At 53.6% G+C, this 23,632-nt stretch carries 23 protein-coding genes; 11 read left to right on the plus strand and 12 right to left on the minus strand.

Going from position 1 to position 23,632, the window contains the following annotated elements:
• Positions 1-36 precede the first annotated feature (36 nt).
• Positions 37-2,688, plus strand: a complete 2,652-nt coding sequence (clpB, locus tag EZJ44_RS05545; protein WP_131281152.1) for an ATP-dependent chaperone ClpB — start codon at positions 37-39, stop codon at positions 2,686-2,688.
• An 80-nt stretch (positions 2,689-2,768) separates the two neighbouring features.
• Positions 2,769-4,076 carry a TIGR04053 family radical SAM/SPASM domain-containing protein gene (locus EZJ44_RS05550; RefSeq protein WP_131281154.1) on the plus strand — a complete coding sequence of 436 codons (1,308 nt, stop codon included), beginning with the start codon at positions 2,769-2,771 and terminating at the stop codon, positions 4,074-4,076.
• A 166-nt stretch (positions 4,077-4,242) separates the two neighbouring features.
• Here the strand turns inward: EZJ44_RS05550 and EZJ44_RS05555 are convergent, their stop codons facing one another.
• The 3 genes from EZJ44_RS05555 to EZJ44_RS08960 all read right to left on the minus strand — a co-directional run bounded on the left by EZJ44_RS05555 (position 4,243) and on the right by EZJ44_RS08960 (position 6,275).
• Positions 4,243-5,322 (minus strand): inositol-3-phosphate synthase, encoded by a 1,080-nt coding sequence (locus EZJ44_RS05555; protein WP_131281156.1) that lies wholly within the window; start codon positions 5,320-5,322, stop codon positions 4,243-4,245.
• A 113-nt stretch (positions 5,323-5,435) separates the two neighbouring features.
• Positions 5,436-6,017, minus strand: coding sequence for a TM2 domain-containing protein (locus EZJ44_RS05560; RefSeq protein ID WP_131281158.1), 582 nt, complete (start codon positions 6,015-6,017; stop codon positions 5,436-5,438).
• 126 nt (positions 6,018-6,143) lie between these two features.
• Positions 6,144-6,275, minus strand: a complete 132-nt coding sequence (locus tag EZJ44_RS08960) for a hypothetical protein (RefSeq protein ID WP_277751401.1) — start codon at positions 6,273-6,275, stop codon at positions 6,144-6,146.
• Here EZJ44_RS08960 and EZJ44_RS05565 point away from each other — a divergent pair.
• The 6 genes from EZJ44_RS05565 (at position 6,247) to pyrB (ending at position 11,888) form a co-directional block, all read left to right on the plus strand.
• Positions 6,247-7,515, plus strand: a complete 1,269-nt coding sequence (locus EZJ44_RS05565) for a dihydroorotase (RefSeq protein WP_131281160.1) — start codon at positions 6,247-6,249, stop codon at positions 7,513-7,515. The genes EZJ44_RS08960 and EZJ44_RS05565 overlap by 29 nt on opposite strands.
• Entirely contained in the window at positions 7,512-8,309 is a 798-nt protein-coding gene (locus EZJ44_RS05570) for a dihydroorotate dehydrogenase electron transfer subunit (RefSeq protein WP_206661854.1), read from the plus strand. Before EZJ44_RS05565 ends, EZJ44_RS05570 begins: the two co-directional genes overlap by 4 nt.
• Positions 8,306-9,244 (plus strand): dihydroorotate dehydrogenase, encoded by a 939-nt coding sequence (locus tag EZJ44_RS05575; protein ID WP_131281162.1) that lies wholly within the window; start codon positions 8,306-8,308, stop codon positions 9,242-9,244. Before EZJ44_RS05570 ends, EZJ44_RS05575 begins: the two co-directional genes overlap by 4 nt.
• On the plus strand, positions 9,234-9,953 hold the full coding sequence (gene pyrF / locus EZJ44_RS05580) for an orotidine-5'-phosphate decarboxylase (protein ID WP_277751399.1): 720 nt from the start codon (positions 9,234-9,236) through the stop codon (positions 9,951-9,953). The genes EZJ44_RS05575 and pyrF overlap by 11 nt, the downstream gene beginning before the upstream one ends.
• 65 nt (positions 9,954-10,018) lie before the next feature.
• Positions 10,019-10,681, plus strand: a complete 663-nt coding sequence (gene pyrE, locus EZJ44_RS05585) for an orotate phosphoribosyltransferase (protein ID WP_131281164.1) — start codon at positions 10,019-10,021, stop codon at positions 10,679-10,681.
• Position 10,682: 1 nt separating this feature from the next.
• On the plus strand, positions 10,683-11,888 hold the full coding sequence (gene pyrB, locus EZJ44_RS05590; protein WP_131281166.1) for an aspartate carbamoyltransferase: 1,206 nt from the start codon (positions 10,683-10,685) through the stop codon (positions 11,886-11,888).
• 130 nt (positions 11,889-12,018) lie between these two features.
• On the opposite strand, the gene EZJ44_RS05595 is transcribed toward pyrB, so the two are convergent.
• The 7 genes from EZJ44_RS05595 to EZJ44_RS08750 all read right to left on the minus strand — a co-directional run bounded on the left by EZJ44_RS05595 (position 12,019) and on the right by EZJ44_RS08750 (position 17,916).
• Positions 12,019-13,419: an MFS transporter gene (locus EZJ44_RS05595; RefSeq protein WP_131281168.1), complete on the minus strand. Its 1,401-nt coding sequence runs from the start codon at positions 13,417-13,419 to the stop codon at positions 12,019-12,021.
• 68 nt (positions 13,420-13,487) lie between these two features.
• A complete protein-coding gene (locus tag EZJ44_RS05600) occupies positions 13,488-14,435 on the minus strand; it encodes a sugar kinase (protein ID WP_241658609.1) in 948 nt (315 codons plus the stop codon).
• Positions 14,435-15,103, minus strand: a complete 669-nt coding sequence (locus EZJ44_RS05605; RefSeq protein WP_131281172.1) for an L-ribulose-5-phosphate 4-epimerase — start codon at positions 15,101-15,103, stop codon at positions 14,435-14,437. Before EZJ44_RS05605 ends, EZJ44_RS05600 begins: the two co-directional genes overlap by 1 nt.
• Positions 15,104-15,105: 2 nt before the next feature.
• A complete protein-coding gene (locus EZJ44_RS05610; protein ID WP_131281174.1) occupies positions 15,106-16,011 on the minus strand; it encodes an L-ribulose-5-phosphate 3-epimerase in 906 nt (301 codons plus the stop codon).
• On the minus strand, positions 16,008-16,661 hold the full coding sequence (locus tag EZJ44_RS05615; RefSeq protein ID WP_131281176.1) for an orotidine 5'-phosphate decarboxylase / HUMPS family protein: 654 nt from the start codon (positions 16,659-16,661) through the stop codon (positions 16,008-16,010). Before EZJ44_RS05615 ends, EZJ44_RS05610 begins: the two co-directional genes overlap by 4 nt.
• A gap of 1 nt (position 16,662) precedes the next feature.
• The gene (locus EZJ44_RS05620; RefSeq protein WP_131281178.1) at positions 16,663-17,649 is read right to left on the minus strand and encodes a phosphotriesterase family protein; all 987 of its coding nucleotides are present in this window, start codon (positions 17,647-17,649) and stop codon (positions 16,663-16,665) included.
• Positions 17,650-17,775: 126 nt separating this feature from the next.
• Entirely contained in the window at positions 17,776-17,916 is a 141-nt protein-coding gene (locus EZJ44_RS08750) for a hypothetical protein (RefSeq protein ID WP_165496129.1), read from the minus strand.
• A gap of 95 nt (positions 17,917-18,011) precedes the next feature.
• Here EZJ44_RS08750 and EZJ44_RS05625 point away from each other — a divergent pair, with 95 nt between their 5' ends.
• From EZJ44_RS05625 to EZJ44_RS05635, 3 genes are all read left to right on the plus strand, one after another.
• Positions 18,012-18,965 (plus strand): sugar-binding transcriptional regulator, encoded by a 954-nt coding sequence (locus EZJ44_RS05625; protein WP_131281180.1) that lies wholly within the window; start codon positions 18,012-18,014, stop codon positions 18,963-18,965.
• 40 nt (positions 18,966-19,005) lie between these two features.
• Complete coding sequence (locus tag EZJ44_RS05630; RefSeq protein WP_241658610.1) at positions 19,006-19,839, plus strand: serine hydrolase domain-containing protein; 834 nt, start codon at positions 19,006-19,008, stop codon at positions 19,837-19,839.
• Positions 19,840-20,391: 552 nt separating this feature from the next.
• Entirely contained in the window at positions 20,392-21,435 is a 1,044-nt protein-coding gene (locus EZJ44_RS05635; protein ID WP_206661855.1) for a DUF2971 domain-containing protein, read from the plus strand.
• Between the two features lie 10 nt (positions 21,436-21,445).
• Here the strand turns inward: EZJ44_RS05635 and EZJ44_RS05640 are convergent, their stop codons facing one another.
• Positions 21,446-22,405: an exonuclease domain-containing protein gene (locus EZJ44_RS05640; protein ID WP_131281184.1), complete on the minus strand. Its 960-nt coding sequence runs from the start codon at positions 22,403-22,405 to the stop codon at positions 21,446-21,448.
• 171 nt (positions 22,406-22,576) lie between these two features.
• Positions 22,577-23,392 carry an exodeoxyribonuclease III gene (locus EZJ44_RS05645; protein WP_131281186.1) on the minus strand — a complete coding sequence of 272 codons (816 nt, stop codon included), beginning with the start codon at positions 23,390-23,392 and terminating at the stop codon, positions 22,577-22,579.
• Positions 23,393-23,632: the final 240 nt, after the last annotated feature.

Consider the following 23,632-nt stretch of genomic DNA (forward strand, 5'->3'; position numbering starts at 1 on the left):
TGAATATTGACTTACAGCAACAATCAGGAGAACGTCATGGACAAACTCACAACTAAATCACAGGAGGCGCTCGCGCAAGCGATTCAAAGCGCTTCGGCAGCGGGAAACCCGCAACTTGAGCCACTTCATCTCCTCGCAGCTTTACTTGGGCAAACAGGAGGTGTGGCGGTGGCGCTACTGGACGCCGTCGGCGTCGATCGGCACGCAATCGAACAGCGCGTGCAAGCGCAGCTCACAGCGCTTCCAGGGGCGTCGGGATCGAGCGTGGCTCAGCCACAAGCTTCACGTAACCTCTCGCAAGTACTCAACGACGCTGGTCAAGAGGCTACTGCCCTCGGAGATTCTTTCATTTCTACCGAGCATCTGTTGCTCGCAATTTCTCAATCGCAGAGCTCGGCCGGTGAAATCTTGCGCTCGGCAGGAGCCGGTCGAGATCAACTTTTTGCAGCTCTGCCTTCGGTGCGTGGCTCTGCCAAAGTGCAGTCCGCCGATCCGGAGGGTACTTTCAAGGCACTTGAAAAGTACGGCACCGATCTCACCCAGGCGGCACGCGATGGGAAACTGGATCCGGTAATTGGCCGCGACTCTGAAATCCGCCGTGTAATTCAGGTGCTCTCGCGTCGCACCAAGAACAATCCGGTGCTGATTGGTGAGCCGGGCGTAGGTAAAACCGCAGTGGTGGAGGGGCTTGCGCAGCGAATCGTTGACGGCGATGTGCCTGAGTCTCTGCGTGGAAAGCGTCTGATTGCGCTCGACATCTCGGCAATGGTGGCTGGGGCAAAGTATCGAGGCGAATTCGAGGAACGCCTGAAAGCAGTTCTGCAAGAGATCAAAGATTCCGACGGCGAAGTGGTCACCTTTATCGATGAGCTTCACACGGTGGTCGGCGCGGGTGGAGGCGCTGACGGCGCCATGGACGCGGGCAATATGCTCAAGCCGATGCTCGCCCGCGGCGAATTGCGACTAGTTGGTGCCACTACGCTCGATGAATACCGCGAAAATATCGAGAAAGATCCGGCGCTTGAGCGCAGGTTCCAGCAGATTTTCGTTGGCGAGCCGTCGGTTGAAGATACGATCGCTATCTTGCGCGGAATTGCGCCTAAGTACGAAGCACATCACAAGGTGACGATTTCTGACGGCGCGCTCGTTGCTGCTGCCACACTTTCTGATCGCTATATCTCTGGACGGCAGCTTCCCGATAAAGCCATCGATTTGGTAGACGAAGCAGCGTCGCGGCTGCGTATGGAGCTAGATTCTTCGCCTGAGGAAATCGACGTGCTTCAACGCCAGGTAGATCGTCTGCGGATGGAAAAGGCCTATCTCGAAGAGACTGAAACGGACGACGATGCCGGTGCAGCTGAGCGTCTTGAGCGCTTGGAAGCCGAGTTGGCTGATAAGTCCGAAGAGCTGGCTGGACTCAACGCGCGTTGGCAAGCAGAGAAGGCGGGTCGTAACAAAGTGGGCGATTTGCGCGTAAAGCTCGATGAATTGCGCACTGAACTGGAAAAAGCTATTCGCGAGGGTAGGTACGAAGACGCCGGACGCATTCAAAACGGCGATATTCCAGATGTTGAGCGGCAAATTGCTGAGGGTGAATCGGAAGAGCCGCCGAGTGCAGATGCCACTCCGATGATTGCGGAGCGCGTGGATGCTGAAGGTATTGCTGAGGTTATTGCCGCTTGGACGGGAATTCCGGTAGGTCGTCTTTTGCAAGGAGAGACGGAAAAACTCCTCGATATGGAGCATTACCTTGGCAAACGCCTCATTGGCCAAGACAGCGCAGTGCGTTCGGTGTCTGATGCTGTGCGTCGTTCGCGCTCCGGTGTGGCTGACCCGAACCGTCCAACTGGTTCGTTCCTCTTCCTTGGACCAACCGGTGTCGGAAAGACGGAACTCGCCAAGGCTCTCGCTGATTTTCTTTTCGACGACGAGCGCGCCATGGTTCGTATCGATATGTCTGAGTACAGTGAGAAACACTCGGTGGCGCGTCTGGTAGGCGCACCTCCAGGATACGTCGGATACGAAGAAGGTGGGCAGCTCACGGAAGCAGTGCGGCGTCGTCCCTACGGTGTTGTACTTCTCGACGAGGTTGAAAAAGCGCATCCGGAAGTCTTCGATATTTTATTGCAAGTGCTCGACGACGGTCGCTTGACGGACGGGCAGGGGCGCACGGTCGATTTCCGAAATACGATTCTCATTTTGACGTCGAATCTTGGATCGCAGTTCCTTTCTGATACGGAATTGACCGCTGAGCAGAAGAATTCGGCGGTGATGAGCGCTGTGCGTGCTCATTTTAAGCCGGAGTTCCTCAACCGTTTGGACGACGTGATTATGTTCGAGCCGCTGACGATTGAGCAGCTGGGGCAGATTGTCGAATTGCAAGTGGCGCAATTGGCGCAGCGGCTTTCTACCCGCCGAATCAAGTTGGAGGTGCTTCCTGCGGCGAAGGATATTCTCACTGTTGATGGTTATGATGCCGCGTTTGGTGCACGGCCGTTGCGTCGACTCATCCAACGTGAAATCGGAGATCAGATGGCGAGAATGCTTCTGGCTGGCACGGTGGTGGACGGCGACACTGTGGTGGTAGATGCTGCCGATATTGACCCAAGTGATTTTGGGGATGTCGCGCAGGGTGAGAACGGTATTAGCACAGCTCATCAGCGTTTGAAGCTCAGCGTGCGGCAATGACTGGCAGTAGGCGTCGCTAAAGTCCCAAGGATTTCTGCTCCTCAAGTTTATGATGAGAGAGATCTAAGGAGTTGAGCAGCATGGAGCACCACGAACAGCAGACACTGCATGGGAGGCACGCGCCACACGGTGCGCGGCGGCATCCGGGTGAGCAGCAGAGTCACCCGGATGCTCACCGGAATCACTCTGGTGAACAGCGCAGTCATCCAGGTGAACGCCGAGCTCATCCAATCGTGCGCGAAATCCGGCACGATTTGAATGAGAAACCGTTTATCGCGATCTGGGAGGTTACCAGAGCGTGTGGGCTTGTGTGTGCACATTGCCGAGCCGAGGCGCAGCGTCATGCTGCGCCCGGCCAGCTCACCACTGAGCAGGGGAAAGACTTGCTGCGTCAACTTGCTAGTTATTCGAAACCTCTGCCGCTCGTCGTCCTTACTGGTGGAGACTGCTTCGAACGTGACGACCTCGTTGAACTGGTGCGCTACGGAACTGAACTGGGACTTTCGATGTCGATTTCGCCGTCCGTTACTCCTTTGTTTACAAAGGAGCGTTTGGTGGCCTTGCGGGAGGCTGGCGGTAAAGCGATGTCGGTGTCGATGGACGGCGCAACTGCCGAAACGCACGATGCCTTCCGTGGTATCAAGGGCACTTTCGACAAAACCGTGGAAGCCACGAAAATCATCAATGAAGTGGGCTTTCGCTTGCAAATAAACTCCACCTTGACCCGCGGAAATATCAAGGAAGCGCCGGCTATGCTCGCAAAAGCGATCGAGCTGCGGGCGTTCATGTGGTACATATTTATGCTGGTGCCAACAGGGCGAGGTGCCAATTTGAATATGCTCTCGCCTTTGGAACGTGAGGACGTATTACAGTGGCTGCACGATGTGTCGGATCGGATTGCGATTAAGACGACGGAGGCGCCGCAATACCGCCGTATTGCTTTCCAACGTGCGCGAGCCGCTGAAGGCGGGCAAGCTATGCCTGAACATGGGGAATTGTATTACTGGTTGACTGAGGAAACTGTGCGGCTATTAGGGAAGACGCCGGAAAAGACGCGAATTCCGCGCACGCCTTTGGCTGTGAATTCTGGTTCAGGATTTGTGTTCATTGACCATGTGGGCGATGTGTATCCGTCGGGATTCTTGCCGATTCATGTGGGTTCGGTGAAAGAAACTCCTTTGGCGCAGCTATACTCTGATTCTCCCGTGATGCGTGAGTTGCGCACTCCTGAACATTTTGGTGGGAAATGTGGAGTGTGCGAATATAACCACTTTTGTGGCGGATCGCGCTCGACGGCTTACGCCTTGACTCGCGATCCGCTTGCCGCTGATCCGTCGTGTGCGTATGTGCCGGCTGGATATACAGGTGAAATGCCTGCTAGCTGGTGATTGGAACTCCGCGAGACAGTGACTCGAGGTGAAGCGTTCTCTCTTGAGACCAAGCGCTCTAACTCGAAGCAAAGCATTCTAACTAAATGTGCGTGAACTGGGGGTGGAGATGGGAAAACACCCATCTCCACCCCCACACAGCAGAGTTAGCCTGATAATAAGTCGATCAGCGCTCTACTTCGCCACGGATGAATCCTTCAACGGATTCGCGTGCGATATTATCGCGGCGCTGCTCAGGTGGCGATTTCATCAGGTAGGAAGAGGCCGAAAGGATTGGGCCGCCCACGCCGCGATCAAGTGCGATCTTTGCGGCGCGGATAGCGTCAATCACGATGCCAGCTGAGTTTGGTGAATCCCAAACCTCAAGCTTGTACTCCATCTGAATTGGCACTTCACCGAAGGTTGTTCCCTCGATACGCACGAAAGCGAATTTGCGATCCTCGAGCCATGGCACGTAATCGGATGGGCCAACGTGAATATCGTGATCGTTGACTGGACCAGTCATATTGGAAGTCACCGCGTTGGTCTTGGAAATCTTCTTCGACTCAAGGCGGTTGCGCTGCAACATATTCTTGAAGTCCATATTTCCACCCACGTTGAGCTGGTAAGTGCGATCAATCCGCACACCGCGCTCTTCCATGAGTCGCACAATATCGCGGTGCGAAATTGTTGCGCCGTACTGCGACTTAATATCGTCGCCCACAATTGGCACGCCAGCTGCCTCGAACTTCGCGGCCCACTCCGGATTGGAAGCAATAAACACAGGCAAGCAGTTCACAAAAGCTACGCCTGCGTCGATAGCGCACTGAGCGTAGAAGCGATCGGCTTCTTCCGAACCAACTGGCAGGTAGGATACGAGCACGTCAATCTGTGCGTCCTTGAGTACCTGCACCACGTCAACTTCTGGTTCTGCGGATTCCTCGATTGTGGCGCGGTAGTATTCGCCAAGACCATCGAGAGTCTTGCCGCGGCTCACGGTCACTCCCAAATGTGGCACATCGGTAAACTTGAAAGTGTTGTTTTCGCCAGCCCAAATTGCCTCGGAGAGATCCTTGCCAACTTTGTCTGCGTCAACGTCAAATGCGGCAGCAAACTCAACGTCATTAACGTGGTAACCACCGAAGTTGACGTGCATGAGGCCTGGGATGGTGTCAGATGGGTCTGCGTCGCGGTAAAAATGGACGCCTTGCACTAGGGAGCTGGCGCAGTTTCCAACGCCAACAATGCCTACGCGAATCTTGCTCATATATTCTCCTAGATTATCTGCCTAATCGGCTGAGCACGTGCGGACGTAAATGTCCTAACATTTCGATCTTTCCACGTTGAAGCGAAATTATCAATTGTCTTAACAAATTTGAATCAGCTCAGAGAGGAAGAGTCAGGTAGCTCCTGGTAGATTCCGTGCGCCAAAGCGATCTGGAACAGCTCAATACCCACATAAATAAAAGCAGGCAGCATCATGAATAAGATGCCTGAATAGATATAAGCGCACAGGCACATAATCCACAGCAGCAGATCCATCATTCCACGCTGAACATGCCCCCAGTAAAAATTGTGCGCACCTTGGAATCCAAAGAGGAGTCCCAGTACGACGGCGGTACCGCGGGTTTTCTTGGACGTTTCGAAACGTGAGGGTGACGGCGTCGTCGCCATTTCCCCAAAACGCGGCTGCATTCCTTGTGCCATGTGTGACGACGGCGCTTGCGCTTGCTTGCGTCCGAATTGTGAGGGGTGAGCACGCCAAGCGGACATGAAATCAGGGTGTACTTGGCGCAATGAATCTCTAGCGCAGGCGCTCATGCCGGGCGGGCTTTGCCGCGAGAACAGCGATCCAGGCTCGTAGATATTGACGTCAACGTCGGCACGTACATCGAGCAGCGGATCGGGAGCCGCGCTAAATACAGAGTTCTCGCGTTCAGACTTCTGAGTCTTGTCCTCCATGAAGCTAACTGTACCGGAAATATTTGGATTCCCTAATTTCGATTTTTGCCTTCCCTAGTACGTCCGCAATGTGACGAAAACCGTTCCGAATTTTGGTCAAAGCATTGACTTTGACTTCTGTGAAACTTATTCTTGTTCAGAATCGAACGTCCGGCGCACAGATCTACACAGATCCGCGTCGTCCAAGATTGAGCCTTGAATCAAGCCTTGAGAGGTTGGCACAGCAGCAATGATTGCTTTGAATAAGCCAGACTCCACTCAATGTAGTGGAACGATACCTTGCCGTCCCACTATTTTCGATGAAAACCCGTTGTTGGAATTTCTCAATTCCGCTCGGTTTTCCATTTTCCCCGGCTTCTGCGATGTGCATGTTCACTTCCGAGAGCCGGGGTTTTCTTATAAAGAGACGGTGGCAACTGGCACTAGAGCTGCCGCGCGAGGTGGTTTCACCGCCGTCGGCACCATGCCGAATCTCGACCCAGTTCCAGACTCTGTGGAAAATCTTGCCTTGGCGCAAGAGTATATCGACGCCGGTGCCCTCATCAACGTCTACCCTTATGGTTCAATTACTGCTGCTGAAAGAGGAGAGCGCCTCGCTGACCTGCGCGACATGGCGCCGTATGCGCTCGCGTTTTCCGACGACGGCATGGGAGTGCAGTCGCGGGAGCTCATGCGCGAGGCTATGGTACTAGCAAAAGAGCTAGGAAAAGTGATCGCTGCTCACTGTGAGGACGCCGAGCTCAAAGGCCGTGGATATATCAATGACGGCGAGTATGCGCGCGCCCATAATCACATTGGCATTCCGAAAGAAAGCGAATGGCGTGAGCTTGAACGCGATCTTGAGCTCGCCAAAGACACAGGGGTAGCCTTTCATGCTTGTCATATTTCATGTGCTGAAAGCGTGGAGTTGATGCGGCAAGCAAAAGCAGATGGTATCGATGCAAGTTGCGAGACAGCACCGCATTACCTTGTGTTTGACGATTCGATGCTGCAAGAGGACGGCCGCTTCAAAATGAACCCGCCGCTGCGCGCGCCACAGGATCGCCATGCATTACTCGAGGCAGTGGCCGATGGAACCATTGATATGTTCGCCACGGATCACGCGCCGCACGCAGAAGAAGAAAAATCGCGTGGCCTAGCTGAATCGGCTTTCGGCGTGGTGGGTATCGAAAACTCCTTCCAAGCGATATACACGCACCTTGTGCGGCCCGGAGTGATAACTATGGAACGGGCAATGGAGTTATTAGCGCATAATCCACGCAAACGTTTCAAAATTCCACTTGGTGAAGATTTCAGCGTATGGGATTTGGACCATCGCCAAAACCTAGACCCGAATGAGTTCGAGTCCCTCGGACGGGCTACTCCATTTGCTGGCACTGAGCTTTTTGGAAAATGCCTGCTCACGGTATGCGGTGGAAAGATCGCATATCTCGATTCTGCCGCGATGATTTCCACAACGACTGCCGCAATGACTCCCTCCACGAAAGGCCAACTATGATCCCAGCAGCCAAAACGACGATGATCCAAACCATGCTCACTGTTACCAGCAACCGCGAGATTGCCAGCAATATTTACGAAATTACCTTGCGCGGAGATGTGTCCGCGATCAAAAATCCTGGTCAGTTCGTCAATATCAAGATTCCGGGCTTTGCCACCCGTCGTCCGCTCTCTGTATGCAACGTGACTGATAGTGACGGCACGCAATCCGGCGTCGTCACCCTTGTGTACAAGACGTTCGGAGACGGAACGCGAGCCTTGGCACGCATGGAAAAGGAAACTCGGCTAGATGTGCTTCTGGGGTTAGGAAATGGTTTCGACGTTTCCCGATCAGGAAGCGATCCAGTATTAATAGGCGGCGGCGTTGGAGTGCCGCCTTTATTTTTGCTCGCACGCCGGCTGGTAGAGCGCGGAATCACGCCAACGGTGATCCTCGGATTTAACACTGCCAGCGAGGTATTTTACGAAGCCGAGTTTCGAACGCTCGGCTGCACAGTGCGCACGTGCACTGTAGACGGAAGCGCTGGGGAAACTGGCCTCGTCACGACGGCGCTCGCGGAGCTCGCCCAGCACAGGGCACTCAGTTATATATATGCCTGCGGTCCGAACGCCATGCTCAAAGCGATTGCTCAGTTGGACGTGGCACCCGGGGAGCTGAGCTTCGAAGAACGTATGGCTTGTGGATTCGGGGTCTGTATGGGTTGTTCATTTCAGGTTGCCGACGGCGGTTCGCGGCGCCTGTGTGTAGAAGGACCAGTTGTGCGCACACAAGACGTTGTATGGGAGCAAAAATGAGTGATGCACGCAGGCTACAGGTGAATCTTTGCGGGATCGATTTGAGCAATCCCATCATTCCCGCTTCGGGTACATTCGGCTTCGGATATGAGTTTTCGCAGCTCTACGATCTGAATATTTTGGGGAGTTTTGCATTTAAGGGCACTACAGGGCAGGCGCGCTTTGGTAATCCCACGCCGCGAGTGGCTGAGTGTGAGGCGGGTATGCTCAATGCGATTGGCCTGCAAAATCCTGGTGTGGACGAAGTGAAACGCGTCGAGTTGCCTCGGATGAGGGAGTTCTTTGCCAAGCCTGTGATGGCAAATATCTCGGGATTCACGGTTGAGGAGTACCAACACGTTGCGAGCGAATTGGACGAGGAAACGAGTATCGGCTGGTTGGAGCTCAATATTAGTTGCCCGAACGTGCATGGTGGTGGCGTGAACTTCGGTAGCTATCCTGACTCGGCAGCGCAGGTTACGGCAGCAGTGCGTGAAGTGACCGGCAAGCCATTGGTGGTGAAGTTATCGCCTAATGTGACCGACGTCGTGGCCGTTGCGCGAGCGTGTGTGGACGCCGGGGCCGACGCTCTGAGCGTGGTTAATACCTTGATCGGTATGCGTTTTGACCTCAAGCGTCGGGTGCCGATACTTGCCAACCAGGTGGGCGGATTTTCTGGTGCGGCGATATTCCCGGTGGCATTGCGGATGGTTCACCAGGTGAGCAACGCAGTAGAGGTTCCGGTTATTGGAATTGGAGGCGTGCATAGCGCCGAGCAGGTGATCGAAATGATGATTGCCGGAGCTACGGCAGTGCAGGTAGGCACAGCAAATCTCGTTGATCCTTTCGCGTGCCCGCGCATCATTTCGGAGTTACCAGCGGTGATGGATCGTTTGGGTATCGACACTTTAGCGCGACTTATCGAAGAAATAGCACAGAAAAGGAATGGAGAATGAGATGGCCAAAGATGTGATTGTGGCGTGTGATTTTGCGGGTCAAAGTGCTGTGGAGGAGTTTCTTGACTTATTTGAACGCCAAGAAACAAAGCCCTTTGTGAAAATCGGGATGGAGTTGTTTTATGCCAGCGGCCCGCAGATTGTGCGGCAAATAAAGGACCGCGGCCACCGAATATTCCTCGACCTCAAATTGCACGATATTCCCAATACCGTGCGGCGTACGATGGCGGTGCTCAGTGAATTAGGTGTTGATATGTGCAATGTACATGCAGCAGGAACGATTGAGATGATGAACGCGGCGCGCGAGGGGCTGACGTGCGCTGAGGGCACGCGACCAATACTGATCGCCGTCACTCAACTCACCAGCACCGACGAAGTGCGTATGCGCGATGAGCTGCTGATAAATGAACCATTGGAGCGAGTGGTTGCGGCATATGCTGCGAATGCGCGGGAATCAGGGCTTGACGGTGTCGTTTGTTCCCCGCTGGAAGCGGCGGGCGTCCATGAAGCTTGCGGCGCAGAGTTTCTAGCCGTTACCCCAGGTATTCGTTTTGCGGAGGGCGACGACGATCAGCGGCGCGTCATGACGCCGCGAGCTGCGCGGGAGGCGGGTTCGGATTACATCGTGGTTGGCCGTCCGATCACGCAGGCAAAGGATCCTGTTGCTGCTTATAAGGAATGCCTGAGCGATTTTTGTGGTGAAAATTGATGGTCATACAGGCAGATGCAGAGTTGAAAGATGGAAAAGACTGGGAGTGCAGAATGGGCAACCAAATGAATGATACGAGCAGCGAGATTATTGCGAAAGACCTCCTTGATATTCAGGCGGTGTTTTTTCGCCCAGATGATCCGTTCACATGGGCGAGTGGAATAAAAAGCCCAGTGTACTGCGATAACAGGCTGATATTGACGGCTCCTGCGGTGCGTGAACGGGTAGAGGAGGCCTTTGCACGACTGGTGAAATCACAGTTCCCGGCCGTTGAATGTTTAATGGGCACAGCGACGGCGGGGATCGCCCACGCTGCCATTGTGGCAAGTCAGATGGGGTTGCCGATGGGATACGTGCGTGCGGGAAGCAAAGATCATGGGCGGTGCAATCAGATTGAGGGTCGCCTGACGCCGGGCACGCGCGTGGTAGTTATGGAAGATCTTATTTCCACAGGTGGATCGGTGTTGGACGCGGTAGCAGCGCTGCGTGAGGCAGGAGCGCAGGTGCTCGGCGTCGTCAGTATTTTTACCTACGGAATGGAACGAGCAAAGCGAGCTTTTGCGGACGCTGGTGTGGAGGCGGTTTCGCTCGTGACCTTTGACGATATTGCGCGTGTAGCCGCGGAAACGGGGTATATCGACGTCGCAAGTGTGGCAAAGTTGCTGGCTTTTCGTGCGAATCCGAGCGACGAGTCATGGCAACATGCGCAGCTAGACGAGGAGAATTGAGATGGCGGCGGAAAAGAACACGCAGACCGTGGCAGGGGATACTGCGGGCAACGCCGCGGGGAAGCTCACGGCAAGGTCCGCAGCAAATGCGTCGCGCAGCCTCATCGATATTCTCGATCTGAATGTGGCGGAGATTGAGCAGCTTATCGCGCGCGCAGTAGACATTGCCGACAATCCTGAAAAATATTCGCGTGCATGTGCAGGAAAGAAGCTGGCCACACTGTTTTATGAGCCGTCCACCCGTACTCGGCTGAGCTTCGAGGCCGCAATGTACGAGCTAGGTGGCAATGTGCTTGGTTTTTCTCAGGCAGGCAGTTCCTCGGCCACCAAAGGCGAAAGCGTGGCGGACACAGCGAAAGTGGTGTCATGCTATGCGGACATCGTGGCAATGCGGCATCCCTACGAGGGAGCGCCGCTGGTAGCGGCGTTGAATGCGAGCGTTCCGGTAATTAATGCGGGCGACGGCGGGCACAACCACCCAACCCAGACGCTCACTGACTTATTGACGATTTTCCGACGAAAAGGGCGATTGGGCGGGCTCACTATCGGCTTTTGCGGCGATTTGAAGTACGGGCGCACGGTGCATTCCCTGGTGCGGGCTTTGGCGCGGTATGAGGGGGTGAAGATGGTGTTTATTTCGCCGGCAGAACTGCGGATGCCGGACTATATTGGTGCTGATGAGCTCGGCAAATGCGGTGTTGAAGTGTTAGAAACTGAGAGTTTAGACGAAGCGTTACCGCACCTTGACGTGTTGTACATGACGCGTATTCAGCAAGAACGTTTCAAGGATCAAAACGAGTATCTGCGCTTGAAGGACTCGTACATTTTGCGACGTGAGAAGCTCGCAACAGCGAAGCCAGATATGTGCATTTTGCATCCTTTGCCGCGCGTGAATGAGATTGCGGTTGATGTAGACGACGATCCGCGAGCTTGTTATTTTGAGCAGGTTCTGAACGGCAAATATATTCGTATGGCGCTCATTAATGAGCTTCTCAATGGGGGATGGGTGCAGGCTGGTGTGGAGCCAGTAGTCGATGTGGAATCGGCATCGAGCGTGCAAATTGAACAAGCGCAGGGAAAATGCGGCAATACGCAGTGTATATCAGCAGCTGAACCTAGTATCGCGCCACTTGTGCGGCCGGTGACTGAGAAAAGCCAATACCGTTGCTTTTATTGTGAGAGTTTAGTGGAGTCTGTGAAGAGCTGAGGATATTTGGGGAGGTAAATTGGTGGGTGGTGGGGTATCGCGTGGTAAAAACGCGATACCCCACCACCCATGAGCCAAGGCTTGGCGGTTGGTTTGGGGCGGACAACCACCGCCCCAAACCAACCTAAATTCACCCGATCTGTTCGAGTTGCTTGCCAGCAGTCTCTTCAGCTTGGAGATAGATAAATCCACCTGCAACTAGCAGCACTGCGAATATCACGAAGGGTAGGAACACAACGTCTGGAGTTGGTTTTCCGCCACCGATGAGTGCGCCAACGAAGTATGGGCCAACTACCTTTGCAATCGCGCCGATGCCGTATCCCAAACCAACACCGGTGGAGCGCACGTCGTTAGGGAACTGCTCAGCACCAAAGGCGTTGAGGATACCGAATGCACCGTCGCCGAAAGCCATAGCAATGACGATTCCGATAAAGAACACAATTCCGGCTGTATGTGTAGTGCTGGCAGTTTCTGCGCCGCCACCGCTGAACATACCAGAGGCTACCTTTGCCGAAATAGCTGCGATAACGCAACCAACTGCGCCAATCAAACCCCAAATGAACATCGTGCGACGGCGTCCAATCCGATCGGAGATCCAGGCCGAACCGAGACGTCCGAGCAAATCAGCGAGGGACACACCCATGAACATGTAGGCAACAGTGGAAACATCAAACTTGAAGCTCTCGCCCAAGATACTCTGACCCCACGACTGCACGGTAAAGGCACCCAAAATAAAGCAGAATGAACCGAGTGAAATAATCACCAGCTGCTTTGGATACTTACGTAGCACAAATCCGTATGAAGCCTTCTCGGTTGCTTTTTCAGCAGTGCTAGAAGGCAAGGCGCCTACTTCGCTCCCGGGAATGTTCATAGCCCATGCATATGCCTTACGTGCTTCGTCAATCTTGCCTTGCGCAATCAAGAAACGTGGCGATTCAGGAACTAGTGCTGCCCACGCAATAAGCACTACCGGCACGCAGCCCAGTGCGATAAGACCCTTCCAGCCGAAAGGTTCGCCGAGTACTTTCGTAGCAAGTGAGCCAAGGAAAATGCCAAGCGGAATGAACACGGAGGTCAAACCGGAAAGCAAGCCGCGCTGTTTCGCAGGTACGAACTCCTGCACGAAAGGAATCGACGTAATATTAAGGCCGCCAACACCGATACATACACCGATGCGGTACAAGCTCAAAAGCTGCCATTGACCTGGCTGAATAGTGAGCGTGATAGCCGTGAAGAACACGAGCACAGCGATACACCAGATGAACGCCTTTTTGCGGCCAATCATATCGGCCAACCGGCCCCACAAAATAGCGCCAAGCACGGTACCAATACCCGAAGCGGCGCCGATGACTCCTGCCTCAAAACCGGTCAGTTGCCAGCCCGGCGTCGTCATCAAAAGATGAATAACGAATCCGATGAGGAAGAGATCAAAGAATTCGGAAATATTGCCCACAATCGTGAGCCCGATAAGTGATTTTTGGTTTCTCGTTAATGGCAGGGTATCTACCTGCTCCATTGCAGTGAGTGACATATTGTTTTCCTAATTTTGGGTACACTGTGCCGTCAACGCTGGCGGCACAGCATACGAATGGATGGTATTTATCGGATAATGTCGGTTGTCTGTGGAAGGTTGAGTTCCATAGCCGAGATATGGGTGAGATCGCCGTGATGGGTGAGCGCAAAAGTGGAAACACGCTGCCCATACTGTACGCCTGCGCGCACGTCGCCCTCAAGGAAACCGTGAATTGTTCCCGCTACGAATGAATCACCGGCGCCAGGACGGTCAATAACAGGTACAACCTTAACCTCGAACTGTTCTTCGCCACGCGCATCAGAAAGGTACACACCTTCAGTCGAATCCGTGGAAACAACGGTAGGTACCTCAAGAAACTCTCGCGTCTTCTTACACACTTCGACGCCGCTCAGATCTGGCATTCCAAATACCGTCTGTGCGTCTTTGCGCGAAGCGAATACCAAAGTAGACATGCGAGCTATCGGTTCAAGCACCTCGCGAGCTTGCTCTGCATCCCACAGCAAAGAGCGGTAATTTACGTCAAGCGCAATATCGATTCCACGCTCGTGTGCCTGCTCGCAGAAATGCCGAACGATCTTCGCCGTATCCGGTGAAAGAGCAGCGGTAATACCTGTTACAAACACGAGCCGCGTGTCGAGCATCGACTCCCAGTTGACGTCGTCAATCTGGATACTACGGAAAGGGGTGTGCAAGCGATCGTAAATAACTTTTGAAGGCATGGGGTAATCGCCCGGCTCCATGAAATACAAAGCCACGCGCCCGTGGTCTACCCGCACCATATTCGACATATCAACGCCCACAGAACGGAACTCTTGCAAAACGCGGGTGGCAAGTTCGCCCCGCGGCATCTTGGAACACCACGACGTCGAGCGCCCAAGTTGCGAAAGTAGGCCCGCCACATTTGCTTCCGAGCAGGCAGCGGACATGCGCAAGCTCACTGCATTGACGAGGCGCTCTCCACGCGGAACCGTGAGTCGGATCTGTCCTTCACCAATTGTCGTCAAATCAAACATCACTTACTCACTCCTAAAGATGCGTTAATGGTTCCGTAGCGGTTGGAGTAGCGATCGAAGTTGGCTTCGATCTCAGCTTGCGGGAGCTCTTCCACTTCTCCAAGACCCATCGCGACTGCCACCGTTCTTGCCACGTCTTCGACCATAACAGCAGCTTGCAGAGCTTTGGTAATGGATGTTCCCATGGTGAAAACTCCGTGTTGTTTGAGTAACACCGCAGGTGAGCGCCCTCCACATTCTAATATAGCTTTGGCAATATCGAGTCCACCGATAGGCGCGTATCGTGCGCAGGGGATCGAGCCGCCAAATTCATCGGCGATCGCGGTGAGGCAGCAGGGAATATCCTTGCCCACCGCCGCGAAGGCAGTTGCGTAGCGAGAGTGAGTGTGGATGATTGAGCGCAATTCCGGGCGGGCTGCGTAAAGAGCAAGGTGGGAAGCGGTGTCCGACGACGGTCCCAAGTCTCCTTCCACAACCTTTCCGTTGGCATCAACAACCACCATTTTTTCGGGTGTCATTTCCTCATAGCGCACGCCAGAGGGCTTGATCACGATATAACCCGTTTCCGGGTCTAGTGCGGAAAGGTTGCCGCCGGTCCAGGCTACGAGTACGTGCCGTTGCAGCTCAAGGTTCCCTTCGCACACCTTTTGTTTGAGATCTTCCAGCATTCTTAACTCCTTTGTTGTTCACGTCGTGTACGAGATGCTGAGTTGTGTGTTGGTGCCGGAATTACGGAAATTCCGGCCTCTTGAAGCCAGCCGCTCACCGTTTGGCGAGCATCGGCGCAGATAGTGACCGAGTCTGGTGAATCGTCGTTCCACATTTCGAGCATGATCCTGCCGCTCCATTTTTGGCGGGCTAGCTCGGCAAATGCGTTGTTCCATTTGACGTTTCCGGTGCCGAATGGAACGCGGCGAGGTTCGCCGGGGCGAGTGTCTTTGATATGGATTGCGAGCATTTTTCCGACGCCGGCGCGCAGCTCCGTGGTTTCGTCGCCTCCATGTTCGGCAATATTGCCAATGTCTGGATAGGTCTGTAACCACGGATTGTTGAAGTGCTCTACAACTTCAACCGCGTCTGGGATCGAGGAAATATCGTGACCGTCCACATTCTCGATACCCAGCATTACGCCAGCTTGCGCGGCATAGGGCAGAGCGGCTGCGAGGCAGTCGAGATAGCGGCGTCGAGCATCGGGATCAGGAGCTTCGTAGTAGGCGAAGTAGCCTGCAACTTGGCATACGCTCACCCCAAGGTTGTGGCACAGATCGATACCTTTGCGGTAAACGTCAAGAGCTTGTGCTCGAACGCGGGGATCTGCGGAGCCTGGCATCACTTTGCGATGCAGAGATAGGCAGATCCCGCCAATTAGGGTGCCTTGATCGGCTGCAGCATTGCGCACTTCACGGCAGGTTTGTTCGCTCCAGTCGAGGCGGGCTGCACGCTGTGGTGTTTCGTCCACTGAGAGGTCACAGAAGCTGAATCCAGCTTCGGTAACGTCGGCGAAGAAACGCGCCCAATCGCCGTCGGGACTCCTCAGCGCCTTCTCGTAAATACCTAAGGTAACTGCGGAGCTCATGACCACACCTTGCGCATCGCTTCGTGCATTTGGGCGGTAGCGCTGCGCGGATCGGTGGCGCCCACGATGGAGCGACCAGCGATTACGACGCCTACTGGCTTACCTGCGAAAGTGTCGAGTTCATCTACTTTAATTCCGCCGGTCACGGACACGGTGAAGCCGAGTTCGTGAAGCGCATCAATCTGCTCAAATTCCTTTTCGCCCCACGTGAGCGTTCCTGCGGCTTCGAGATCGCGTGAGCGTTTGACGATCACGTGTTCGACGCCGATGGCTCGCCATTCCTTCGCCCGGTCAAGAGAGAAGTGTTCGGCGCTGAGCTCAACTTGCACTTCGCCGTCGTACTCCTGTGCAACTTCAACCACCTGACGAATGGTGGTCAATGACGCGCCTGCCACGCAGGACACCCAGTTTGCACCGGCCGCGAAACAATCGCGGGCGATGATGGAACCGGCTTCGGCGATGCGCACGTCGGCGAGGATTGTTTTATCGGGATAAGCTGCGCGAATAGCACGCACTGCGTGCAAGCCTTCGTTGAGAATCAAGATCGTGCCACATTCGATCACCTCTGCGTCGCTTCCACCGCGGCTCAATGCGCTGAGCGCGTCTTCCAGCGTGCGGGTGTCGAGGGCGATTTGCAGGCGGGGAGTCATATCAGGCTTCCTTGCGCATCGTGAAGAAGGTGCGGGCGTTGTTGATGAGCAGATCGCGTACGTATTCTGGATCGAAACCTTCCGCGATCATGCGTGGACCGTCCACGGCTGGGTTGTAGTCCACGCCGGTTACCGAACCGTAAGCCTTCTGGTAGGAGGCCTTGCCGGAATCGGTGCCGAGGAGGATCCGCTTGCCGTAGCCCTTTTCGCCAAGCTCACGCACTTCCATGATGCGGTTAGAGTCTGGCTGGTACTTGATGCGGTTCGTGCCGTCGATCTCGAGGTAGGCACCGGTGTCGAGGATCTGCTGTAGGTAGTACACGTCGGCGTTGCGCTGGATGTGTCCGATGGCGATTTGATCGGCTGGAACGCCCATTGCGATAAGCTCTTGTGCCTGCTCAAGGCCGCAGGTGCCGAAAGTGGTGTGCGTATTGATCGGTGCGCCGGTTTCGATAGAGGCGTTGGCGCATGCCTGCATGCACTTGCGCTCGAAATCGGTGATCATGCCGTAGGAGGTTGCTACCTTGATGCAGCCTGCTTTGACATCGGTGCGGTCAACGATTGGGCCGGAGTAATCGTGGCGATCAATACCTTCGTTGATGTCCGCGATGAGGAGCTCGGTGATTTGATCAACGCTGTAGCGCGTTACCCAATGGGAGCGGGTTTCGAGGTAGACCTTCTCGCGGTGGAAGCCGGTGGTCGCGATGATGTGGAGATCCTTGACTCGCTTGTTTACTTCCACGAGTTTGTCCATATCGCGGCCGGAGTTGGCTGGGCACATATCTACAACAGTTCCGGTGTTTGCCCAGTTCTTTGAGGCATCCACAAAGAGTTGGGCTTCGTAGACCGCTTTATCAACATCGGCGAGGAGGTGATCGGAGTCGATGTAAACCTCGCCTGCTCCGGTGCGGATGAGGTGGTCGTGGGCGTTGACGACGCCAAGGTCGGCTGGATCAATGTCGCCGAGGATTGTACGTGCGAAACTCATTGTGATCTCCTTTGATTCGGTATGTGACACGTGATTCGTGTGCTATGTGATTCGGTTTGTTATGTGTTTAGGTCTGCGTCACTTGGCGTGGCGCTGGATATGAAACTGGATGTGACACCGCCGCTGTTACCGCTTCGTCGTCTGCGCTTGGGAGCGCGTACGGATTTTGTTGTTGCTTGTTTCCGCTGTTTCGGCCGTTTCCGCAACGGTGCGTTCGTCACCAGAATCACACGGGAAAGCAGGCTTGCCAAGGAAAAAGTTGAACATTTGTTCAGTTATAATTTCTTGACGATTGTGGGTAGTTGAATAATTTGCTGGTAAATTGGGGTTCCGTTTTTGGGAAAACATGGCAGAATGAACATATGTGCAATAGTGATGGTGACCGACGACGTCTACATTTGCTGATCGACGTCGCCCGTGCGTATTACGACAACGGTGAATCTCAGGCCGAAATTTCCCGACGAATCGGATATTCTCGCCCGACTGTTTCTCGCATGTTGCAAGAGGCAAAGGATTTGGGACTTGTGAAAATCACGATTTCGCATCCGCTCGAGCGTCTTGAACGTTTGGAGGAGCGAATATGCGCACTATACGGAGTGGAGCGAACGCTTGTATCGCAGCGCTCTGGGCCTATCGGGCCACCGCAGTTAGCTGCGGAATTCGTAGCTTCGCAGACCCCGCGCGATGGCTTGATTGCGGTGTCGAATGGAAGTTCAATTTCGGCAACGGTGGATTCTTTGCCGCAGCAACATCGCAGTAATTCCTGTGTGGTGCAGATGCTTGGTTCTTTAGGAAGGTCGAATCCCTTGGAGGATTCGCCGGAGATTTGCCGAAGAATGGCAGCAAAGCTCGGTGGCACATATCGTATTTTGCCGGCGCCGTTAGTGCTGGATTCGCCGGCAACTGCGAAGTTCTTGCGCCAAGATGGGCAGGTAGCTGCTGTTTTGGAGCTGGCTGCGCGTGCTGATTTGGCTTTGGTGGGTGTGGGAGCGCTGGTAGCCGACGTTCCCGGGCAGATTTTTCACGGCTGGTATTCGGCTGATCTGGATCGACAGATTGCCCGTCAAGGCGCGGTGGGGCATATTTGTGCACATCATATTGATAGCTCAGGAAACCATATTCAGACGCCGTTGTGCAGGCGGATCATTGCGATGGACGTGGAGAAATTGCGCACGATTCCGCAGGTGGTGGCAGTGGCATGGGGGAGTGAGAAGATCGCTGCCTTGCGTGCTGCGTTGAAAGGCGGCTATATCAATACGTTTGTGACCGACGAAGCCACTGCCAATGCGCTCGTGCATAGTGAAAGCATAGGTTAAAGAAGTGAAAGCATTGGTTAAACAAGCGTAGGGTATAGGCATGCGCAATTCAGCTTTGAACTCAGATGGCTTTTCGTTCGAACACGTATATATGGCATTTTCGGGTGAGAATGCTTGGGGAGCAGCTGGCGGAAATGCAGCGTGCACATTGCTGGTCGGCGATCCTGATGAAGTATTTCCGCTGGCATCGGTAACGAAGCCGATTGCCGCGTATGCCGTTTTGGTTGCGGTGGAGCGTGGTCTGGTGGATTTGGATGCCGACGCCGGTCCCGCAGGTAGCACAGTGCGGCATCTGTTGGCGCATGCGTCCGGTTTGCCAGCAGAGGCGGGGGAAGCTATTGCAAAGCCAGGGCAGCGTCGGATTTATTCAAATTATGGTTTTGACGTATTAGCGCAGGCTATAGAGCCGTTGGTTGGCATGCCTATCCAAGAGTGGATTCGGGAATCGGTGTTACTCCCGCTGGAGATGGATACGGCTGAGATTGCGGGCAGTGTTGCTTATTCGGGGCGGGCGAGTGCTGATTCCTTGGCTCGGTTTGTGCTGGAGTTGATGAACCCGCAGCTGATTTCGCATGAGTTGTTGAGGGAAGCTGTGCAGGTGCAATTCGGCGGCGTCGCCGGTATCGTGCCTGGCTATGGCCGGCATAGAGACAATTGCTGGGGTCTGGGATTCGAGCTGCGCGGGGAGAAATCTCCGCACTGGCTGGGCGGAGATTTCTCCCCAGCCACATTCGGGCACTTTGGGCAATCAGGATCTTTTATCTGGGTGGATCCGCAGGTGAACAAAGCAGGATTGTTTTTAGGCGCACAGAATTTTGGCGAGGAGCATATTAAGTATTGGCCTGGGCTAACGGATGAGATGCGTGGGTTATAGCACGATCACTTGACACGAGCCAAGGTGTTTTCCTAAGCAATACCCCGGTAAGAATACCTTCCAGATCACTCTGGAGGTAGCACTCCACCGGGGCTTCGTGAAGATTATATCTAACTTAAACAGAGTTACTTAAAGAGTAAGTGACTGGACAGTAGCCCGGCGTTAATTAGCAAAATATGGACTATGCCAAGTGCTTACATTTAGCAATCATGCTTCTTGCCAAAGGAAAAATCTGGGTTAAAGGACAGATATAGATCCGGATGTTTCTCTCTGCTCATTGGACTATAGAAATCAAGAGGAAGACTGTAAGGAACTCCTTCGTGAGTATTGGTCAATGATGACTACGTGGTCGATCTGACCGTTCTATGGTGTTCTGTTTGTGACAGGTATAGTTGCTTTAATCATGGCATATGTTCAGTCTCGGTGAGAATAATATATTAGTCGATATCGGCTCCGAACTGATAAATTGATCGGTATCTTCCTAACCTCTTGCTACGACAAGGGATACAATGGTGTGGAAATAGGGCGAGGTATCACATGAAACGAACAAGAGTGGGTAAAAATACAAGTAAATTCAAGGTATTTTCTGAGGTGGAAGAAATAAAAAGTAATGTGAGAACACAAGCGATAATTGAAACTGATGATTCAAACGAAATTCTTTGGCACTACACTTCGGTGGAGTCTGCGGTAAGTATCCTGCAATCCGGTCAGATTTGGGCATCGCAGTTAGGTTCAATGAATGATTCACAAGAGATATCATTTCCGCTACATACAATTCGTGATTATATTCTAGATGCAATGGATAATGCGTCATATTTATATATCAAGGGTATAGACGATGTTGATCCGTCAGAGTTTGAATTCGATAAACAATACTTACGAGACTTTTTATATTATCACCCAGACTTGAAGCCAGATCGTCTATACCCATATGAATTGAACCTTTATGCGAGCTGTTTTTGCGCAGAAAGGGACTCAACGGTGCAATGGCATGGTTACGCATCAAACAGTGGAGTTGCTCTTGGATTTGATAAGCATAAATTGAGGTCTGCTATAAAAACTCAAAAAGATTTTTCTTTAAAGGAAGTAGTGTATCCTGATAGCTTCAACGAAATTCAAGAAGATATCACTAGCAGATTCACACAGACAATTAGTACAGGTTGCGATATATGGTCAGCTGCATACCAAATTTTGTTCGATTATCTGCCAGTTTTGAAATCTGCACATTTTGCTCATGAAAAAGAATGGCGTGTTGTTTTAACGCAACCGTGGCAGGATCTGGACCATTCAAGTGATGTAAACTCCGCCAACGCCGCCCAGTGGGCGAGAAATCACGGAATTAAATACAGGGTCAATGGTTCACTACTGATTCCTTATGTGGCGATTAATTTGGGTGGATCTGGAAACAGAATGATGCCAGCATTGAGATCTGTTCTTCTTGGTCCGACGAACAGTGATATTCAGCAGTGGAAACCTTTTTTGCAACAATTAGGTTATAAGAATGTGGTCATTGTAAATTCTGGTGAATCTGAATCTGTACAAGAGAATTCGGTTACTATCGAGTTTTCTAATAGTCCCTTAAGAAGTATCCGTTAGTAAAACAATTTCACCCAAACAACCCAAAGAATTCTCTTGCCGTCAAAATCTTGATGGGGATTCCAAGACTCTCGAAGCGCAGTGCCTCGCGCAGTTTGCTGGACGGATTTGGGCGCTCGCGCAAAGGAACGGCGTCGTCGCCACCTACCACCACGATCGTCGTCGAGGGTCCAACTGAACCAGCCACGCTCGCACCCGCCGCTTGAACGATAGCCTTGAACTCGGCGCGCGAAAATCCGGGAACTGTGCCCGTCACGCATACGCGTTCACCTGCAAGAATACCGCTGCCGATACAAGCGCGTTTGAATGCTTCGCGCTGGTCGGGAGTCATCGAAGCTCCGCCTGCACCCTGCCGCCGAGATCCCGACGTGCCTACCGTGCGTGACCTGCCACGCTGGCGGGCGGCGTCGGAATATCCGACTATCGGCGGGCAGACCGCACAGAGGTGATCGTAGCCGTATTCGCGCTGGAACTGGGCGAAAATCTTGCCCGCGGCGTAGGCATCGTCAATCGCGCGATGGTGAAGGAACTGCTCGTCGGGGAAATAGTGCTGGAACACGGCGTCCAGATTCTTCTTCGGCAGCTCATGCGTGAGCAGTGCTCGCGAAAGCCGCAGGGTGCAAGAACGAGGGTTTTCCAGCGGGGCGAAACCATAGAGATGGTTGAGGTCGCTCAGCACATAACCGTCAAAAGCCATATTGTGTGCCACAAGCGGAAGGTCAGCCACAAAATCGGAAATCTGGGCGAAAAGATCGCCCCACTCGGGAGAATTTGCCACATGGTGCGCTTCAATGCCGTGAATTCGCACGTTACCCCAGTGGAACTCGCTCATTGAATCGTGCGGACGAATCAACGTGTAGAACGAATCTGCTGGCGCGCCGGCGTCGTCAAAACGGACCAAACCCACGGAACAAGCCGAAGCGCGGTTCGAATTCGCCGTCTCAAAATCAAGGGCTACAAACGGTTGCATAAGAATGAGTCTATACCTTGATTGTGGTTGCGGTTTTATGGTCGCATTTGTTGCGTTCTGTTCGCGGTTTTAGTTTTTATGACGACGGCGGGAGCGTGCGGTTCGGCGCGCGTTTATTGTTTGCCGGGGCGCCAACTCGCGCTCCAACTCAAGCGCCACTCAAGCGCAAACTCAGTCGGAAAACTCCACAATAACTGGCACGTGGTCTGAAGCGCCCTTGCCTTTGCGCTCGTCGCGGTCAATCTCAGCGCCGACTGCACGGGTGCTAAGCGCTGGCGACACATACACAAAATCGATGCGCATTCCCTGATTCTTGGGGAAACGCAACTGCTGATAATCCCAAAATGTGTAGTTTGTGGCGAAATTTCGACTCACCTCGCGCATTCCCGTCTCCTCGAAAGCGAAGAACGCCGCGCGTTCTGCGTCGCTGAGATAGAGACCGCCCTCCATAGCGGCAGGGTCCCACACGTCTTCATCGGTAGGAATCACGTTCCAATCGCCTACAAAAGCAAATTGCGCGCTTGGATCGGTAGCGATCGTACGCTGCGCATATGCATTCAGGTGGGCGAGAAAGTCCAGCTTGTAGTGGTAGTGCGGATCGCCCACGGCGCGTCCGTTGGGCACGTACAAACTCCAGATGTCTATGCCGTCGATCTTCGCGCCAATTGCGCGTGCTTCTGGCATATCCCCAGGTAGATAAAGCGCTTCGGTATCCGGTGTGCCCTTTGTGAAGCCGGGTTGGTTGGGGAAACTCGTGCGAATATCGCTCAGCCCGAGTCTGGAAATCAGAGCCACACCATTCCATTGATTAAAGCCATGAGCAGCGATTTCGTATCCGGCGGCCTCGATCTGCTCGGACGGGAACTGCTCTGGCTTGCACTTGATCTCTTGGAGCGCGAGTACGTCGAGGTCGTGGCGTTGAAGCACGTCAAGGATTCGATCGGTGCGGGCGCGGGCAGAGTTGATGTTCCATGTTGCGAGTTTCATGGGTTTAGTCTAGCGGGCGGACTGTGGGTGGTGTGGGGTGACAAGAATATGCGCGGAAACCGTTGCGAGCGCGGAAGGTGTGGCAGGCGCGGCAGACGGACCGCATCGGCGAAGCTTCTTCGTCGAAATGTGTGGGCGATAAACGCAACTTCTCGATATATATGCAGAAGTTGCGTTTATCGCACCAAGAATCCGCGCTACGCAGACAAATTCATTTCTCCATTGGCGATCATTTCAAAC

The organism is Arcanobacterium bovis (assembly GCF_004331995.1).
Taxonomy (GTDB): domain Bacteria; phylum Actinomycetota; class Actinomycetes; order Actinomycetales; family Actinomycetaceae; genus Arcanobacterium_A; species Arcanobacterium_A bovis.

Coding starts and splice junctions, on each gene's coding strand:
- EZJ44_RS05640 (WP_131281184.1), bottom strand. CDS start 22,405: ATGCAACCGTTTGTAGCCCTTGATTTTGAGACGGCGAATTCGAACCGC.
- EZJ44_RS05620 (WP_131281178.1), bottom strand. CDS start 17,649: ATGAGTTTCGCACGTACAATCCTCGGCGACATTGATCCAGCCGACCTT.
- EZJ44_RS05575 (WP_131281162.1), top strand. CDS start 8,306: ATGAGTGATGCACGCAGGCTACAGGTGAATCTTTGCGGGATCGATTTG.
- EZJ44_RS05600 (WP_241658609.1), bottom strand. CDS start 14,435: ATGTTTGATTTGACGACAATTGGTGAAGGACAGATCCGACTCACGGTT.
- EZJ44_RS05555 (WP_131281156.1), bottom strand. CDS start 5,322: ATGAGCAAGATTCGCGTAGGCATTGTTGGCGTTGGAAACTGCGCCAGC.
- pyrF (WP_277751399.1), top strand. CDS start 9,234: ATGGAGAATGAGATGGCCAAAGATGTGATTGTGGCGTGTGATTTTGCG.
- EZJ44_RS05610 (WP_131281174.1), bottom strand. CDS start 16,011: ATGAGCTCCGCAGTTACCTTAGGTATTTACGAGAAGGCGCTGAGGAGT.
- EZJ44_RS05645 (WP_131281186.1), bottom strand. CDS start 23,392: ATGAAACTCGCAACATGGAACATCAACTCTGCCCGCGCCCGCACCGAT.
- EZJ44_RS05595 (WP_131281168.1), bottom strand. CDS start 13,419: ATGTCACTCACTGCAATGGAGCAGGTAGATACCCTGCCATTAACGAGA.
- EZJ44_RS05565 (WP_131281160.1), top strand. CDS start 6,247: ATGATTGCTTTGAATAAGCCAGACTCCACTCAATGTAGTGGAACGATA.
- EZJ44_RS05570 (WP_206661854.1), top strand. CDS start 7,512: ATGATCCCAGCAGCCAAAACGACGATGATCCAAACCATGCTCACTGTT.
- EZJ44_RS05605 (WP_131281172.1), bottom strand. CDS start 15,103: ATGCTGGAAGATCTCAAACAAAAGGTGTGCGAAGGGAACCTTGAGCTG.
- EZJ44_RS05625 (WP_131281180.1), top strand. CDS start 18,012: ATGTGCAATAGTGATGGTGACCGACGACGTCTACATTTGCTGATCGAC.
- pyrE (WP_131281164.1), top strand. CDS start 10,019: ATGAATGATACGAGCAGCGAGATTATTGCGAAAGACCTCCTTGATATT.
- EZJ44_RS05630 (WP_241658610.1), top strand. CDS start 19,006: ATGCGCAATTCAGCTTTGAACTCAGATGGCTTTTCGTTCGAACACGTA.
- EZJ44_RS05550 (WP_131281154.1), top strand. CDS start 2,769: ATGGAGCACCACGAACAGCAGACACTGCATGGGAGGCACGCGCCACAC.
- EZJ44_RS05560 (WP_131281158.1), bottom strand. CDS start 6,017: ATGGAGGACAAGACTCAGAAGTCTGAACGCGAGAACTCTGTATTTAGC.
- clpB (WP_131281152.1), top strand. CDS start 37: ATGGACAAACTCACAACTAAATCACAGGAGGCGCTCGCGCAAGCGATT.
- EZJ44_RS08750 (WP_165496129.1), bottom strand. CDS start 17,916: ATGTTCAACTTTTTCCTTGGCAAGCCTGCTTTCCCGTGTGATTCTGGT.
- EZJ44_RS05615 (WP_131281176.1), bottom strand. CDS start 16,661: ATGACTCCCCGCCTGCAAATCGCCCTCGACACCCGCACGCTGGAAGAC.
- pyrB (WP_131281166.1), top strand. CDS start 10,683: ATGGCGGCGGAAAAGAACACGCAGACCGTGGCAGGGGATACTGCGGGC.